This is a genomic window from Streptococcus sp. 17.1, assembly GCF_016648655.1.
In the GTDB taxonomy this organism is placed as follows: Bacteria; Bacillota; Bacilli; order Lactobacillales; family Streptococcaceae; genus Streptococcus; species Streptococcus salivarius_E.
Map to the genome: position 1 here is coordinate 76479 of NZ_JACLQM010000002.1, position 15575 is coordinate 92053.

13 protein-coding genes, 1 other RNA gene and 1 pseudogene are annotated in these 15575 nt (G+C 40.1%); 13 read left to right on the plus strand and 2 right to left on the minus strand.

What is annotated here, in order from left to right:
* Window positions 1–9 precede the first annotated feature (9 nt).
* From H7T99_RS02105 to pepC, 8 genes and pseudogenes are all read left to right on the plus strand, one after another.
* On the plus strand, window positions 10–435 hold the full coding sequence (locus H7T99_RS02105; protein WP_037600208.1) for a DUF3021 family protein: 426 nt from the start codon (window positions 10–12) through the stop codon (window positions 433–435).
* A gap of 89 nt (window positions 436–524) precedes the next feature.
* A pseudogene (locus H7T99_RS02110) lies at window positions 525–1235 on the plus strand (MerR family transcriptional regulator).
* Between the two features lie 218 nt (window positions 1236–1453).
* Window positions 1454–2137: an ABC transporter ATP-binding protein gene (locus H7T99_RS02115; protein ID WP_037600215.1), complete on the plus strand. Its 684-nt coding sequence runs from the start codon at window positions 1454–1456 to the stop codon at window positions 2135–2137.
* Window positions 2106–3407: an ABC transporter permease gene (locus H7T99_RS02120; protein ID WP_073688879.1), complete on the plus strand. Its 1302-nt coding sequence runs from the start codon at window positions 2106–2108 to the stop codon at window positions 3405–3407. The genes H7T99_RS02115 and H7T99_RS02120 overlap by 32 nt, the downstream gene beginning before the upstream one ends.
* A gap of 183 nt (window positions 3408–3590) precedes the next feature.
* Entirely contained in the window at window positions 3591–5045 is a 1455-nt protein-coding gene (locus H7T99_RS02125; RefSeq protein ID WP_037600217.1) for a nicotinate phosphoribosyltransferase, read from the plus strand.
* A gap of 11 nt (window positions 5046–5056) precedes the next feature.
* Window positions 5057–5878 carry an ammonia-dependent NAD(+) synthetase gene (gene nadE, locus H7T99_RS02130; protein ID WP_037600220.1) on the plus strand — a complete coding sequence of 274 codons (822 nt, stop codon included), beginning with the start codon at window positions 5057–5059 and terminating at the stop codon, window positions 5876–5878.
* A gap of 15 nt (window positions 5879–5893) precedes the next feature.
* Window positions 5894–6337 carry a DUF805 domain-containing protein gene (locus H7T99_RS02135; RefSeq protein WP_037600222.1) on the plus strand — a complete coding sequence of 148 codons (444 nt, stop codon included), beginning with the start codon at window positions 5894–5896 and terminating at the stop codon, window positions 6335–6337.
* 101 nt (window positions 6338–6438) lie between these two features.
* Window positions 6439–7776 (plus strand): aminopeptidase C, encoded by a 1338-nt coding sequence (pepC, locus tag H7T99_RS02140; RefSeq protein ID WP_037600226.1) that lies wholly within the window; start codon window positions 6439–6441, stop codon window positions 7774–7776.
* A gap of 103 nt (window positions 7777–7879) precedes the next feature.
* Here pepC and pbp1a read toward each other — a convergent pair whose 3' ends face one another.
* Window positions 7880–10174, minus strand: a complete 2295-nt coding sequence (gene pbp1a / locus H7T99_RS02145) for a penicillin-binding protein PBP1A (RefSeq protein ID WP_037600229.1) — start codon at window positions 10172–10174, stop codon at window positions 7880–7882.
* Window positions 10174–10770 carry a Holliday junction resolvase RecU gene (gene recU / locus H7T99_RS02150; protein WP_002886506.1) on the minus strand — a complete coding sequence of 199 codons (597 nt, stop codon included), beginning with the start codon at window positions 10768–10770 and terminating at the stop codon, window positions 10174–10176. Before recU ends, pbp1a begins: the two co-directional genes overlap by 1 nt.
* A 76-nt stretch (window positions 10771–10846) precedes the next feature.
* On the opposite strand from recU, the gene H7T99_RS02155 reads away from it, so the two are divergent.
* The 5 genes from H7T99_RS02155 (at window position 10847) to H7T99_RS02175 (ending at window position 15498) form a co-directional block, all read left to right on the plus strand.
* A complete protein-coding gene (locus H7T99_RS02155; protein WP_037600231.1) occupies window positions 10847–11362 on the plus strand; it encodes a DUF1273 domain-containing protein in 516 nt (171 codons plus the stop codon).
* A 108-nt stretch (window positions 11363–11470) separates the two neighbouring features.
* The gene (gpsB, locus tag H7T99_RS02160; protein WP_037600233.1) at window positions 11471–11803 is read left to right on the plus strand and encodes a cell division regulator GpsB; all 333 of its coding nucleotides are present in this window, start codon (window positions 11471–11473) and stop codon (window positions 11801–11803) included.
* A gap of 14 nt (window positions 11804–11817) precedes the next feature.
* Window positions 11818–12185: RNase P RNA component class B (gene rnpB, locus H7T99_RS02165), an RNA gene on the plus strand.
* A gap of 152 nt (window positions 12186–12337) precedes the next feature.
* Entirely contained in the window at window positions 12338–13504 is a 1167-nt protein-coding gene (locus H7T99_RS02170; RefSeq protein ID WP_037600413.1) for a THUMP domain-containing class I SAM-dependent RNA methyltransferase, read from the plus strand.
* Window positions 13505–13506: 2 nt separating this feature from the next.
* Window positions 13507–15498 carry a cell division site-positioning protein MapZ family protein gene (locus H7T99_RS02175; RefSeq protein ID WP_037600235.1) on the plus strand — a complete coding sequence of 664 codons (1992 nt, stop codon included), beginning with the start codon at window positions 13507–13509 and terminating at the stop codon, window positions 15496–15498.
* The last annotated feature ends 77 nt before the right edge of the window (window positions 15499–15575 follow it).

The following is a 15575-nucleotide window of genomic DNA, read 5'->3' on the forward strand; positions in this document are numbered from 1 at the left end:
GAGGAACCTATGAAACGTTTTATTGCTTACTTTGTATCCGGCGTGAGAACGGGATCGTTCTTCTACCTTGCACTTCTTTTACTAGGTCAATTATTTCCCCAGATTATCTATCCAAAAGTTAGTGTGGGAAATATTTTAGCCCTCTTTATGATGAGTGGCTTAATGGGGATGCTCTCGTGGATTTTGGAAGACCTTGACCGTATGTCCTACAGACTTAGAGTAATCTTGCATTTCTTGTTGACGGCGATTGTACTGATAGGGACTTGTCTAATAGCGGGTTGGATTGATGCTGTGCTGAATCCTATCATATGGATTGTCTTCATTTCCGTTTATATTATTATCTGGCTTTACCTCATTTGGCAAATGCATATGAGAACACAGCGTATTAATCAAGCCTTAATACATCGTCGAAGCCAGAAAAAGAAAGAAAAGTAAGAAATTATACGAACCTCAAAAAAGACTCTTTTGCCCCTTGACCCTCACGCCACGTCATAGCCTATACTCTTAATCAGAGAGGAGTTCTAATGAAATCTGTAAAAGAAGTGAGCCAACTATCAGGTGTCAGTGTGCGCACCCTTCATTATTATGATGAAATTGATTTGCTGAAACCATCAATTGTGGCTGAAAATGGTTACCGTTACTATAATCGCGATGCGGTTGTCCGTTTGCAGGAAATATTGCTTTACCGTGAGTTAGACTTTCCTCTAAAAAAAATTAAGGAAATCGTAGGTCAAGCAGGCTATGACAAAGTCCAAGCGCTTAAGGATCAAATCAAGCTTTTAGAGCTGAAAAAGTCCCATTTAGAAGCCGTCATAGCTCATGCTAAGGCCTTACAAATGGAGGAAGAAGAAATGTCATTTGAAGCATTTGATCAAAAAGCTATGGAAGAATTTCAGCAATAAGCTCAGGCTAGATGGGGTCAGACAGAAGCTTATCAAGCTTTTGCGGCTAAGGGAGAGGAGCCCTTCCCTGAAGTCACAAAAGAGATGACTGCAATTATGTCTACTTTTGGACAGCTCAAGGAGTCTAATCCTGATGACAATAGTGTTAAGGAACAAGTAAAGGTGTTACAAGACTATATTAGTCAGCATTTTTATCCATGTGACCAAACGGTATTAGCTGGTCTAGGTCAGATGTACCAAACAGATAATCGCTTTTCTAGTTTTATCGATAAAGTCGGGGGATCAGGGACTGCAGTTTTTCTCGCAGAAGCTATTCGTATTTATTGTCAATAAACTAAAGCCAAAGCCAAAGTCTTAAGGAATTTGGCTTTTTCTCATGCCATAGTGACATTTATGTCACTATTTTTATAATCATTTAATGTTTATAATTAATGTATCGTTTTAGAAGGCGATTAGTTAAGTGTTTCTGCTATTTTGCTTGAAATTTTCATGCAGATAATCAGCTGAAATTTAACCAAACTCTAATTTAAATCAAATTTATGGAGGAAACCATGTCCATTTTAACCATTGACCACATCTCAAAGTACTATGATCTCGACGGTACGAACCAAGAGCGCGCTTTGAACGATGTTACACTTGAGATTGCACCAGCAAAGATCACTGCTATCTACGGTCCATCTGGCTGTGGTAAGACCAGTCTGCTCAGTATTATTAGCGGCTTGGATAGTCAGTATCAGGGAAATCTGTATTTCAAGAATCAGAACATGCGTGATTTTTCAGAGCGTGACCTGACCTATTTTAGAAAGGCCCATATTGGCTTTGTCTTTCAAAATTTCAATCTTATCCCTCATCAATCAGTCCTTGAAAATGTCAAGATGCCTCTTTACGTTAAAAATATGACTGATAAAGAGATGATCGAGATTGCGGAAAAGGAGCTCAGCCGTCTTGGAATCGGAGAATTTATCAAGAAAAATGTTAAGCAGCTTTCTGGTGGGCAAAAACAACGTGTGGCCATTGCCCGTGCCCTAGTTAATAATCCAGAAATGATTGTGGCTGATGAACCGACTGGTTCTCTTGATTCTCAGTCTCAGGAAAATGTTCTCGAAATTTTTAAAGAGCTAGCTGAGGCAGGCAAAACTGTGATTATCGTAACCCATAACCCTGAAGTGGCGGATTATGCGGATGTTGTCATTAAAATGAAGGATGGTGAAGTCGTTGAAACAATCGAAAAATAAGGGATTGACCCTCAAGAATAAACTTAAATTGTCATTGAGCAACTTTATGGAACGTAAGTGGCGTAATCTTTTGATTGCGACGGCAACTTCCATTGGTTTTATCGGTGTTTTAATTTCCTTTGGTTTGGGGAATGCTATTGTTGGTATGATTAATGACAGTACCGATGGTGGTAACATTCCATCCCAAATTCAGATTAGTCTTAGTGCTAAATCAGCAGCCCGAGGGGTTCTAAATGCGGATGATGAGAAGTTTATTCGTAGTCAGATTAAGAGTGATGATATTAAATATTTGGAGAGCCCCTTTGGAATGAACATGGCAAGTCTTACCCTTGATGGTAAGACCATGGATTTCAGCAAGGACCTTCCTAACTATTCTCAGGTTATCAGTCTCTACAAGAACACAAAAATATCTACATCTCGCAATGGTAAGGATAAGATTTCAGCCGGGAAGCCTTTTAAATCCGCAGATGAAAAGGGATTAACCCTTCCGATGAGTTTTGTCAAACATTACAATGAAGAAACAGGGAAGAAGCTCAAGGCTAAAGACTTTATCGGAAAAGAAATCTCAGCTCAGATTGTTGAAAATACTGCTGAGGGAACTAAAGTAGCAGATATCAAGACTAAGATTGTCCGTATTGTTGATGACAGCGAGGATGCTGAAGAGAGCAATAGCTATATGCCAGCCAAACAATTGGAAGAGTTGCTCAAAGAAAATGGCTTTACTAAAACAGTCTCTTACATGCTTTTGGAGCTTAAGAATCCAGCCAAGACTAAGGAAGTCACTAAAAAGTTACAGAAAAACAAGAAGTACCTAGTTCTTTCACAGCAGGCCATCCTCGATGTCATTATTAAATTCATCCGTGTTATCCAAGCACTCTTGATTATCCTTTCGTCACAAGCTATCCTAGTTTCAGCTGTCATGATTGGAATTATCATTTATATTAATATCATGCAACGCTCAAAAGAGATTGGTGTCATGAAGGCTGTCGGTTACCTTAATCGTGACGTGAAAGCTATCTTTGTTTATGAGGCACTCTGGATTACGGGTATCTCACTGGCTCTTGCCCTACTTGTATCACAGGGGATTGGAAGCTTGGCCAACATGATTGTTTCACATCTCTACCCAAGTGTCAGCAAGGTATTTGATCTAAATCTGACATCAATTCTCATCATGTTTGGCTTCTCGCTCTTGATGGGCTATGTATCAGCCTACCTTCCAGCACGTAAAATCAGTAAAATGGACCCTGTCGAGTCACTAAGATATGAATAGAAATGAAGAGTAGTCTCACCAGGCTGCTCTTTTTTGTCAAAATCATCAGTAGAATAATCGGAAAATCCAAACAATAATTAACTTTCTGAAAAGTGGAGACAATTGCCCAAAAATGCTATAATAGTCAACATATACAAGCTATTAGTAACAAAAAATAAGTACCTATTCGATTGGAGGAATTCCATGTATAAAGATGACAGTTTAACCTTGCACACTGACTTGTATCAAATCAATATGATGCAAGTCTACTTCAACCAAGGTATTCACAATAAAAAGGCCGTTTTCGAAGTTTATTTCCGTCAACTTCCGTTTAAAAATGGCTTTGCTGTGTTCGCAGGTCTGGAACGTATTGTCAACTATCTTGAAAATCTGACTTTCTCAGAAACTGATATTGCTTATCTAAAAGAGTTAGGTTATCCTGAGGATTTTCTAGACTATCTAGCCAACCTAAAACTCGAGTTGACTATCAATTCAGCCCTTGAGGGTGATTTGGTATTTGCTAATGAACCGATTTTCCAAGTGGAAGGTCCCTTAGCCCAGTGTCAGTTAGTAGAGACTGCCTTGCTAAATATCCTCAATTACCAGATTCTTATTGCTACCAAGGCAGCTCGCATTCGCTCTGTCATTGAAGATGCTCCTTTATTGGAGTTTGGGACACGTCGTGCACAAGAGATGGATGCAGCAATCTGGGGAACGCGTGCAGCCGTGATTGGTGGTGCGGATGCGACATCAAATGTTCGTGCCGGTAAGATTTTCGGCATTCCAGTTTCTGGTACTCACGCTCATGCTCTCGTTCAAGCCTATGGCAATGATTACGATGCCTTTAAAGCCTATGCATCAACTCATAAGGACTGTGTATTCCTTGTGGATACCTATGACACCCTTAAGATTGGTGTTCCGAATGCTATTCGTGTAGCTAAAGAGCTAGGTGATAAAATCAATTTCTTGGGTGTTCGTCTTGATTCAGGTGACTTGGCTTATCTATCGAAGCAAGTCCGTAAGCAGTTGGATGCTGCCGGTTTCCCTGATGCCAAAATTTATGCTTCAAATGACCTTGATGAAAATACCATCCTCAACTTGAAGATGCAAAAGGCCAAGATTGATGTCTGGGGAGTGGGTACTAAGCTTATCACTGCCTATGATCAACCAGCCTTGGGTGCTGTCTACAAGATTGTCACAATCGAGGATGATCAGGGTGTCATGCATGATACTATCAAGTTGTCCAACAATGCTGAGAAGGTATCAACACCAGGTAAGAAGCAAGTCTGGCGTATTACGAGTCGTGCTAAGGGCAAATCAGAAGGTGACTATATCACTTTCGCAGACACGGATGTTAATGCTCTAGAAGAAATTAATATGTTCCACCCAACATACACCTACATTAATAAGACTGTTCGTGATTTTGATGCAGTACCACTCTTGGTCCCAATCTACGATAAGGGTCAACTCATCTATGACTTGCCTAGTCTTAATGAAATCAAGGCTTATGCGACTAAGGAATTGGATGAGCTTTGGAATGAGTACAAGCGCGTGCTAAACCCTCAAGATTATCCAGTTGACTTGGCCAAAGACGTATGGGATAACAAGATGACCTTGATTGATAATGTCCGTAAGAAAGCCCATGACTTGTCAGAGTAAAAGGAGAAATTATGACTTTGCAAGAAACTATTATTGCTCAACTAGGCGTTAAACCTAGAATTGATCCAAAGGAAGAAATTCGAAAATCCGTTGATTTTTTGAAGGCCTACATGCTCAAACATCCATTCCTTAAAACATATGTTTTGGGAATCTCAGGAGGTCAAGATTCTACCTTGGCTGGCCGTCTAGCCCAACTTGCCGTTGAAGAGCTTCGTGCAGAGACAGGAAAAGACTATCAGTTTATCGCCATTCGATTGCCATATGGTGTCCAAGCAGATGAAGATGATGCCCAACGTGCTCTTGCTTTTATTAAGCCAGATGTGAGTCTTGCGGTTAATATCAAAGAAGCTGTAGATGGTCAGGTTGCTGAACTTGCCAAGGCAGGCGTAAACGTTTCTGACTTTAATAAGGGTAATATCAAGGCCCGTCAACGTATGATTACCCAATACGCGGTTGCGGGAGAAAATAGTGGGGCAGTTATCGGGACAGACCACGCCGCTGAAAACCTTACTGGCTTCTTCACAAAATTTGGCGATGGTGGTGCGGATATTTTGCCGCTCTTTCGTCTAAACAAGCGTCAAGGTGCAGCCCTTCTTGCAGAACTTGGTGCGGACAAGGCCCTTTATGAAAAAGTGCCAACAGCGGACTTGGAAGAGGACAAACCAGGAATTGCTGATGAAGTGGCACTTGGAGTGACCTACCGTGAAATTGATGATTACCTTGAAGGCAAGGAAGTATTAGCCAAAGCCCAGGAAACGATTGAGTCTTGGTGGCGTAAAGGTCAACATAAACGTCACTTGCCAATCACTATTTTTGATGAGTTTTGGAAATAAGAGGAGAAATGAATTATGATCAAAGCTTATATTGATTTTTGGAAACGTGCCTTTGACTTTAGCGGACGTTCGACTCGTCCAGACTACTGGTGGGCTTACTTGGTTAATGTCATTATTATCACTATTCTTACTGTTTTTTGTGTTCTTATTCCTTTCTTCAGTAATGTTGACCTTAGTGATCCAGCTCTGTTGAATAATCAGACTGAACTGCAAAAAATAATTATTACCTATGCTTGGCCACTCATTCTTTTTAGCTTAATTGAACTTATCCCTCAATTGTCTCTACAAATCCGTCGTTTAAGAGATGCAGGCTTTCATCCGGCTTGGGTACTTCTAAGTTATATAGGGCTTGTACCAATTTTGGTTATCTTCTCATTGATTGGAAGCATTGTCCTCCTTATCATGTCTTGTCAACCAACGAAACCAGTACCAGAAACGAAGTTTAATAAAGTTGAATAAGATTGTCGTAACTCTAGGTCAAACCTAGGGTTATTTTTAAATTGAATTTTCAGAAATTAGTGATAAAATAGAGAGGAATAAGGCTTAAAAGGAGGAATCTTATGACTTCACTATCAACAGATTTCACAGATAAACTATTTGCAGAATATGAGGCCAATGCCAAGTACAGTGCTATTGAGAATGCTGTAACTCATAATGGCTTGCTCAAATCCATCGAAACACGTCAATCAGAAGTTGAAAACGACCATGTTTTCTCAATCGATTTGACTAAAGATGAGGTGTCTAACCAGAAAGCTTCAGGACGTTGCTGGATGTTTGCGGCACTAAATACTTTCCGTCATAAATTAATCTCAGACTTTAAATTGGAAAGTTTCGAACTTTCTCAAGCGCACACTTTCTTCTGGGACAAGTATGAAAAATCGAACTGGTTCTTGGAACAAATTATTGCCACAGCAGATCAAGAGATTGGCAGTCGTAAGGTTAAATTCCTTTTGGATACCCCTCAACAAGATGGTGGACAATGGGATATGGTCGTATCACTTTTTGAAAAATACGGTGTTGTACCAAAATCGGTTTATCCAGAATCTGTATCTTCAAGCAATAGTCGTGAGCTTAACCAATATCTCAATAAGCTCCTTCGTCAAGATGCTCAAATCTTACGTGACCTAATTGCAGGTGGTGCTGATCAGGCTACTGTTCAAGCTAAGAAGGAAGAGCTTCTTCAAGAAATTTTCAATTATCTTGCCATGACTCTCGGTTTACCACCACGTCAGTTTGATTTTGCCTACCGAGATAAGGATGACAACTATCAATCTGAGAAAAATATCACACCACAAGCTTTCTTTGAAAAATATGTGGGTCTAAAACTCAGCGACTATGTATCAGTTATCAACGCTCCAACAGTTGATAAACCTTACGGAAAATCTTATACTGTTGAGATGTTGGGTAATGTAGTAGGTGCACCAAGTGTTCGTTATATTAACCTCCCAATGGATCGTTTCAAAGAACTTGCTATTGCACAGATGAAGGCTGGAGAAACTGTTTGGTTTGGTTCAGATGTTGGTCAAGTTTCAGACCGTCAAAAAGGTATTCTTGCAACTAATGTTTATGACTTTACAGCTAGCATGGATATTAACTTGACTCAAGATAAGGCAGGACGTTTGGACTACAGTGAATCTCTCATGACTCATGCCATGGTATTGACTGGGGTTGATTTGGATGCCGATGGCAAACCTGTTAAATGGAAGGTTGAAAACTCTTGGGGAGACAAGGTTGGACAAAAAGGTTACTTTGTCGCTTCTGATGCCTGGATGGATGAATACACTTATCAAATCGTTGTCCGCAAAGACTTCCTTACAGCTGAAGAATTGGCAGCTTATGAAGCAGAGCCACAAGTACTTGCTCCTTGGGATCCAATGGGAGCCCTTGCTTCAAAATAAGATAATACATGAAAACACTGGAAATTTTCCAGTGTTTTTTATAGTTTCTTTAAAATCTATCGGTAAAAAAAGAGTTATCCAATCGGATAACCCTTCTTATTTCTTATTCTTCTGCTATAGCAGTGTTTGAATTTGAATGTTCAGAGCCATTAGAAGAGGCCGATGTCGATGGATTTGTTGAAGCATCAGGACCGTACTGTTGACTATCTTGTGAACTTGATGAGTCACTGCTTTGGCTTGAGTCTAAACTTGATGATGAGCTAGATGTTCCAAGTGATCCTGTGTAAACATTTGATGTTGAAGAACCAGTAAGGAAGACATAGCTACCATTATTATAAACACCGCTAGGCATATCGAAATCTTCAGAACCCGCACCATACATCTGGTTAAGGTAGCTACTTGTTACACCATAGATTTGTTTAGCGATATCAAGGTCTGAATCATGAAGTGGTGTTTTACGATTTTTATAACCTGTCCAAATCGCCATAGAATACTTGGTATTGTAACCAACGAAAGTTTCATCTGGAACCATAAGGTAAGCGTAGACGCCACTTTCTTTTTGTACCTTGTAGTATTCATCGTCACCATAGTTAGATGTACCGGTCTTAGCAGCGTTGAACGTACCAGGGACATAGGCTTCAGTCGCTGTACCACCTGTCATTACTTGTTTCAACATGCTTGACATCATGTAAGCTGTTTGTGGTGACATGGCTTCAACACCTTTAGAATCAAATGATTTTGTTGAACCGTCTTCAAATTTGATTGATTTAATGTAAGAAGGTTTATAGTAAGTACCACCATTTGCAAAGGCTGCATAGGCTGCGGCCATTTTCTCACTTGATGCACCATACTTAGGATCTGCTGATGATGTTGAAGATGAGATGGCATTGGAGTAGAACATTTCTGGATACTCAATACCTAAATCTTTCAAGAAGGACTGGGCATAGTCCAACCCAACAGCTTGAAGAGCTTTAACGGCTGTTACGTTACGCGATTGTTGAAGCGCATAAGTCAATGAAATGCTTCCGTAATACTTACGGTCCCAGTTGTAAACTGGTGTTGAAGAACCTGGGAAATTGTAAGGATTATCGTAAACAGTCGTACCAGTGTTTGTATAAACACCTTTTTCAATAGCAGGAGCATAGTCAGTGATTGGTTTCATTGTAGAACCCCAGTCACGGTCTGTTTGAACAGCTTGGTTAGTAGCGAGGGCAATATTTTCATCTTGGTGACGTGATCCCAATTGAGCAACAACACGACCGTTAGTAACATCAATAATAGTAGAAGCAACTTGGAAACTATCATTTGGATAGTAGATATAGTCATCAGTATTATAGACGTTCCAGATATATTTTTGAATATCTGGATTAAGGTTAGTGTAGACGTCGAGACCTGCTGAGTAGATATCAGCATTGGCATCAGTAGCTACCTGCTCAATAACTTGTTTGATGTAGTTATCTAAGTATGGCTCATAGCTAGCTTTCTTCGTAAGTGGAAGAAGGCCATCTGATACATCAGTTGCTTTAGCTTGCTCGTACTCTTCTTTAGAAATATTCTTGTCTTCATACATTTCGTCAAGAACAGTGTTACGACGTTCTTTGGCAGCATCTGGATTAGCATAAGGGTCATATTGTGTTGGTGCCTGTGGAATACCAGCAAGAAGAGCTGCTTGGGCAACAGAGAGGTCGCTCAAGTCCTTACCGAAGTAAGATTTAGCCGCAGTCTTCATACCGTAGTAACCATTACCCATATAAACCTTATTAATATAGAAGGTCAAGATTTCTTGTTTAGTGAATTGACGCTCCATTTGGAGTGACAACCAGATTTCTTGTGACTTACGTTTAAGGGTTTGGTCAGAAGTGTTAGTTGAGAAGTAAGCCAACTTAATCAACTGTTGGTCGAGTGTAGACCCCCCTTGGGTACTGCTACGTCGAAGGTTGTTAATAGCTGCCCCCATGATACGATAGACGTCAATCCCACGGTGTGTGAAGAAACGTTTATCCTCGATAGAGGTGATGGCATTAACTAGAGTTGTTGGAATTTCATCTGTTGATGCACTCTCACGCTTCTCAGCTCCCAAGTCGGCAATAAGACTACCGTTAGCATCGTAAATCTTACTTGAGTTTGTTGATTGCAGTTTGTTCTCGGTAAGTTTAGGAACACTGCTAACATAGTAGGCAAAGAGGCTACCACCAGCGATGACACAGACTACAAAGAAAGTGAGTAGTCCAATAAATCCGTATTTTGCAATACGCCAGCCCAAACTTTGGTCTGAAGCAGCAGAGCGTTTTCCTTTGCTATAGCGAGAAGAATCTGAACGCTTGATCTTGATGTTTTTAGCACGTTTAGTCAAACCGTTAAGTGATTCTTTAAAGTTGCTGAAATTAAATTTAGCCATTATGTGTTACCACCTAATAATTTTTCAATGATTTCTAAATAAGGAACTTGAGGATAAGCTGCTTCTGCAATTGCATAGCCTCTTTTTTTGATATAATCAAGAGGCATTGATTTCGTCCCTTTATCAATTTGATAAAAAGCGATCAAGTCTTTGGCAGGCAGAAGGTAGGTTTCCTTAAGCGTCGAGAAGTGAAGTAGCACGAAGCAGATCCCATCTTGACTGATGACCTGAGACATGTGCTCAATTTGATGCGCATGAAAGTTTTTCATAGGCATGGATGTCTTTTGTCGTGTCTCTTTGGCTTCAAAATCAATGTAGTATCCTTTGTAAACACCAGAGTAGTCGGTAGTAGAGGCTTGTCTAAAGTAAGCTTCTACAATCTTTGCTCGTGAGCGTTTGGGATAATCGACTTTGACAATTTGAACAGGAGTGGGTTTTTTATGAATAACGGCTAAACCACGCGACAAATAGTAATCATTAGTCGCGTTAATAGCAGATTCAAAGCTCATACCCCGATTGGCAAAGTCAACTCTATTTGATTTTTTAGGACGTACTTGTGCTATCTTACGAGATATCTGATGGGGATAGTTTACCATTTCTTTCCCTTCTTCTTTATAAGATATGCATAAAGACTATTTTATTATACCATAAAATGAACGAGGAAAACAATAAATGACATCACTACTGGTAACTGGTTATAAGAGCTTTGAACTCGGTATTTTTAAAGACAAGGACCCTAAAGTAACCATTATCAAGAAAGCAATTAAACGTGATTTTAAGCGTTTCTTGGATGATGGTGTGGATTGGATGATTTTTACCGGCAACCTCGGTTTTGAATTTTGGGCACTAGAGGTGGCCAAAGAACTTCAGAAAGACTATCCTTTGAGGTTAGCGACGCTCTTTCCTTTTGAAACGCATGGTCAGACTTGGAATGAAGCGAATCAAACAAAACTGGCAGCCTTTAAGCAGGTTGATTTTGTCAAGTATAGCTTTCCCGCTTACCAATCTCCAGCCCAGTTTAAACAATTTAATCAGTTTCTCATTGACAATACAGATCAGGCTTATTTATTTTATGAACCTGAAAATGAAACAAATCTGAAATATTTTTACGGTATGATGATAGAAGCAAGGGATTATCCCGTATTTCGACTGACTTTTGATGACCTCAATGAGGTCATGTCGGAATAGGATATAATTGAGTTTTAAACTTGCATTTTTATATTTTTTTCTGTATCATAAAAATATTAGACAGTAAAGTATTAGTAAGTTAGATAAGACAAGTATTGGAGAATAAAAATGGCTAAGATTAATTTAACGCCCAAGAAAATCTACGAACAAGAATTTAAAACAAGCATGCGTGGCTACGATAAAAAAGAAGTTGATGAGTTTTTAGATGATGTAATCAAAGATTACGGTGTCTATATTGCTCTAGTTAAGGAATTGCAAGAAGAAAATGCAAAACTTAAGGCTAAAGCTTCATCAGCTCCTGCAAGTCGCCCAGCATACGCAAGTGCGACAAGTGAGCCATCACGTGCGAATGCCAATGTTGCTTCGGCTTCAAACTATGATATCTTAAAACGTGTCAGTCGTTTGGAAAAAGAGGTCTTTGGAAAACAAATCGTCGAATAAAACTGGTTTGTGCAATTTTTGGATAATCGCATGGTTGCTTGTCTTCCATGAGGAAAGTCCATGCTAGCACTGGCTGTGATGCCAGTAGTGTTTGTGCTAGGTGAATTAATAAGCCTAGGGACTTGATTTTCAAGTTACGGCGAGTGAACTGGCTAAGTCTTCGGATAGGTTTTAGTAGCTCTGAAAGTGCCACAGTGACGGAGTTTTTAGGGAAACCTAAAAAGTGGAACGCGGTAAACCCCTCAAGCTAGCAACCCAAACTTTGGTAGGGGCATGGGATGGCTGGAAACGAACGGACCATCCTGACTGCTTTGCAGTAGACAGATGATTATCGAAGGAAGTGGTACCTAGTCACTTCTGGAACAAAACATGGCTTATAGAAAATTGCATATAGGTGAGGCTGGGACACATGTCTCAGCCTTCTTTTAGCAGGAATTCTCTCTTTTACAACTATATCTTCTAAAGAAAAGAGTGAAAAAATAAGCCATCAGTTAAAAAAGTTTGTACTCTTAACAATGAGATAAAAGGATGACAATGAAAGAAACATTTACATTAGTAGCAACTGCAGCAGCAGGTCTTGAAGCTGTGGTTGGACGTGAATTGCGTGAGTTAGGTTATGACACTCAGGTTGAAAATGGTAAGGTGCGTTTCCAAGGCGGTGTTCGTGCAATTGCTGAAACCAACCTTTGGTTGAGAGCAGCAGACCGTATCAAGATTGTAGTTGGTGAATTTCAAGCACGTACTTTTGAGGAACTCTTTCAGGGAGTTTTTGCCTTAGACTGGGAAAATTATCTTCCGCTAGGTGCAAAGTTCCCAATTTCTAAAGCTAAATGTGTGAAATCAAAGCTTCATAATGAGCCATCTGTTCAGGCGATTTCCAAAAAAGCTGTCGTTAAGAAATTGCAGAAGTATTTCCACCGTCCAGAAGGAGTGCCTCTTCAAGAAACAGGAGCGGAATTAAAGATTGAAGTCTCTATTTTGAAGGATAAGGCTACGGTTTTGATTGATACCACAGGTGCTAGTCTCTTTAAGCGTGGCTACCGTACTGATAAAGGTGGAGCACCGATTAAAGAAAATATGGCGGCTGCTATCCTTGAACTTAGTAATTGGTATCCGGATAAACCATTGATTGACCCGACTTGTGGTTCAGGGACCTTCTGTATTGAGGCTGCAATGATTGGCATGAACATTGCACCAGGATTTAATCGTGATTTTGCTTTTGAAGCATGGAATTGGGTGGATAAGGATTTAGTACAGTCGGTACGTGATGAGGCAGATAGCAAGGCAAACTACGATATTGAATTAGATATTATGGGTTGTGATATTGATGGCCGTATGGTTGAAATTGCAAAAGCCAATGCTCGTGAGGCAGGTCTTGAAGATGTTATTAAATTGAAACAAATGCGTTTACAGGACCTGAAAACAGATAAAATCAATGGTGTCATTATTTCAAACCCTCCTTATGGTGAGCGTTTGTTGGATGACAAGGCTGTGGATATCTTGTATAATGAAATGGGTCAAACTTTTGCGCCACTTAAAACTTGGAGCAAGTTTATCTTGACCAGCGATGAACAATTTGAAAGCAAATACGGTATGAAAGCCGATAAAAAACGTAAGCTTTATAACGGGACCCTCCGTGTTGATTTATATCAATATTTTGGAGAGCGTGTTCGCCGTTCTGAGGCTAGAAAGGTAAATTAAACGTGTCAGAAGATAAAACACAAAATGGCTATGAAGGTAGCCAAGAGCTAGATTTTCAAGATGCCAAGGAAATGACGGTCGGTGAGGCTGTCCGAAAAGAAGCTGAGATTAATGCTGGTGTAACAGAAACAGATAGCATTTTGGATAAGTATATCAAGCAACACCGCGAAGAAGTTGCCTCACAAAAATTTTCAAAGAAAATTGAAGCTGACGGCGACACATCACCTTTGGATGCTTTTATTCAAAAGCAACGTCAGGAGTTTGCGGATTCAGGTTTGATAGGTCAATCAATGGCTAATGAGTCAATCAACTCAACAACAGCTACTGAAGAAGTAACACCGGTCACATTTGGTTTTGGTGCTACAGATAACGAGGCTGATGAAACTCAATCTCATATTGACAAGCAGTTGCCAAATGCCCCTGTTGAACCTGAGGTTATCGCAGAACCAGAAAGTCAAAGTTCTGAAGTTATCATTACGTCAACAAATGCTGATCGTTTCATCACGTCAGAAACAGAAAAATTTGACCTTGGTGATGCACTCGCTGATTCATCTACTTCAACTAATCAGCCAGCCTATAACGATGCATTGGTCGATAATGTTGATGATAACAATCCTTTGATTGCTAACATTGATGATCCAGAACCACAAAATCCTGCTGTTGCCAATATTGACGATACTGAGCCACAAGCTTCAAAACCTTTGTTGGATGATGCTGCTATTTCAGACACTATTGATTTGGCAGCTATTGCATCAACAGTGGCAGGGGTAACTGGAGCAAAAGCTGATGAAGAAAAGACAACACCAAAAGTGTCTATGGCAGTTAATCGCCCATCTGCAGAAGACAGAATCTCTTCAGAGTCTATTTCACCATCGCATAAGAGTGACTTTGATGGTGACATTCCAGTTTACCGTCGTAAAGGTGTTGTTATCGGTGCTCTAGCAGTTCTTGCTTTAGCTATTATCGGTGGTAGCTATGCTCTTTATAAAGGAACACATAGCCAATCGGCGAAAACAACAAGCACAGCTTCTTCAGCAGTGACATCATCATCAAGTAAGGATACGTCAGCTGCTGATAATAAGGCCTTTGAAGAAATGTATAAGAATTTCTTCACAGATGACGAGCAAACAAAACTCGCTAATGATCAATTTGGTAAGTTATCAGATTTGGAAAAACTGCTCAAGAAATTGGAGAAAACCAAGTATTATGATGCAGCTAAGAAAAAATATGATAACTTGAAGAAACAAATTGAAGCTGTACAAAAGATTAACAGTCAGTTTGAGTCAGATGCTCTTGTAGATGGTAGCTATAATGCCTCTATTGCTGTTAAATCAGATGCTAACTTTAATAATCTTCCAGAAAGTGTAACAACAACTGGAAATGCGAGTCTCGACAGCACTATCCAAGAAGCTATTAAGGGTGGTAAGACTCAGCTTGAAGAAAAAGCTAAGGCTGCGAGCGCAACATCTGCAGCGACAGCTTCTGAAAGTGTTAATACTGCTAGTCCTGCTGCACCTTCAGGTGATAACGCATCTGGAGCAGCTTCTAATGGCGGTGGTGCGGCCGCATCAAATACTTCTGGAGCGCAAAATGGAGCAGCTAACTCAGCAGGCTCAACTGGTGCGACTGGAGGAACTACTGGTGGCACAGCTGCAGCTTCAACAGTTGTAACACGCGGAATCACAAATTATAACCCATCAATCCTTCAACGTAATCGCTCACGTGTGCCTTATAATGCAAACGTAGTAGCAGATACAAGTAACCCAGCTTGGACATGGGCTGATGGTGTTCTTGATAAGATTATCGAAACATCACACTCACGTGGTTACTTCTCAGGAGATAACTTCATCCTTGAGCCAGTCAACATCATCAATGGTAATGGTTACTACAACTTGTACCTTCCAGATGGAACTTACCTCTTCAGTATTAACTGTAAGACAGGTTACTATGTTGGTAATGGTTCAGGTCACTCAGATAAACTTGATTACGAATAATAATCTGCGACACTCCTTCGGGAGTGTTTTTTGTTTTATCTTGGTGAAGGCCTAGTTTATAAGGATTTTGTGCTATA

Coding starts and splice junctions, on each gene's coding strand:
- H7T99_RS02105 (WP_037600208.1), top strand. CDS start 10: ATGAAACGTTTTATTGCTTACTTTGTATCCGGCGTGAGAACGGGATCG.
- H7T99_RS02115 (WP_037600215.1), top strand. CDS start 1,454: ATGTCCATTTTAACCATTGACCACATCTCAAAGTACTATGATCTCGAC.
- H7T99_RS02120 (WP_073688879.1), top strand. CDS start 2,106: ATGGTGAAGTCGTTGAAACAATCGAAAAATAAGGGATTGACCCTCAAG.
- H7T99_RS02125 (WP_037600217.1), top strand. CDS start 3,591: ATGTATAAAGATGACAGTTTAACCTTGCACACTGACTTGTATCAAATC.
- nadE (WP_037600220.1), top strand. CDS start 5,057: ATGACTTTGCAAGAAACTATTATTGCTCAACTAGGCGTTAAACCTAGA.
- H7T99_RS02135 (WP_037600222.1), top strand. CDS start 5,894: ATGATCAAAGCTTATATTGATTTTTGGAAACGTGCCTTTGACTTTAGC.
- pepC (WP_037600226.1), top strand. CDS start 6,439: ATGACTTCACTATCAACAGATTTCACAGATAAACTATTTGCAGAATAT.
- pbp1a (WP_037600229.1), bottom strand. CDS start 10,174: ATGGCTAAATTTAATTTCAGCAACTTTAAAGAATCACTTAACGGTTTG.
- recU (WP_002886506.1), bottom strand. CDS start 10,770: ATGGTAAACTATCCCCATCAGATATCTCGTAAGATAGCACAAGTACGT.
- H7T99_RS02155 (WP_037600231.1), top strand. CDS start 10,847: ATGACATCACTACTGGTAACTGGTTATAAGAGCTTTGAACTCGGTATT.
- gpsB (WP_037600233.1), top strand. CDS start 11,471: ATGGCTAAGATTAATTTAACGCCCAAGAAAATCTACGAACAAGAATTT.
- H7T99_RS02170 (WP_037600413.1), top strand. CDS start 12,338: ATGAAAGAAACATTTACATTAGTAGCAACTGCAGCAGCAGGTCTTGAA.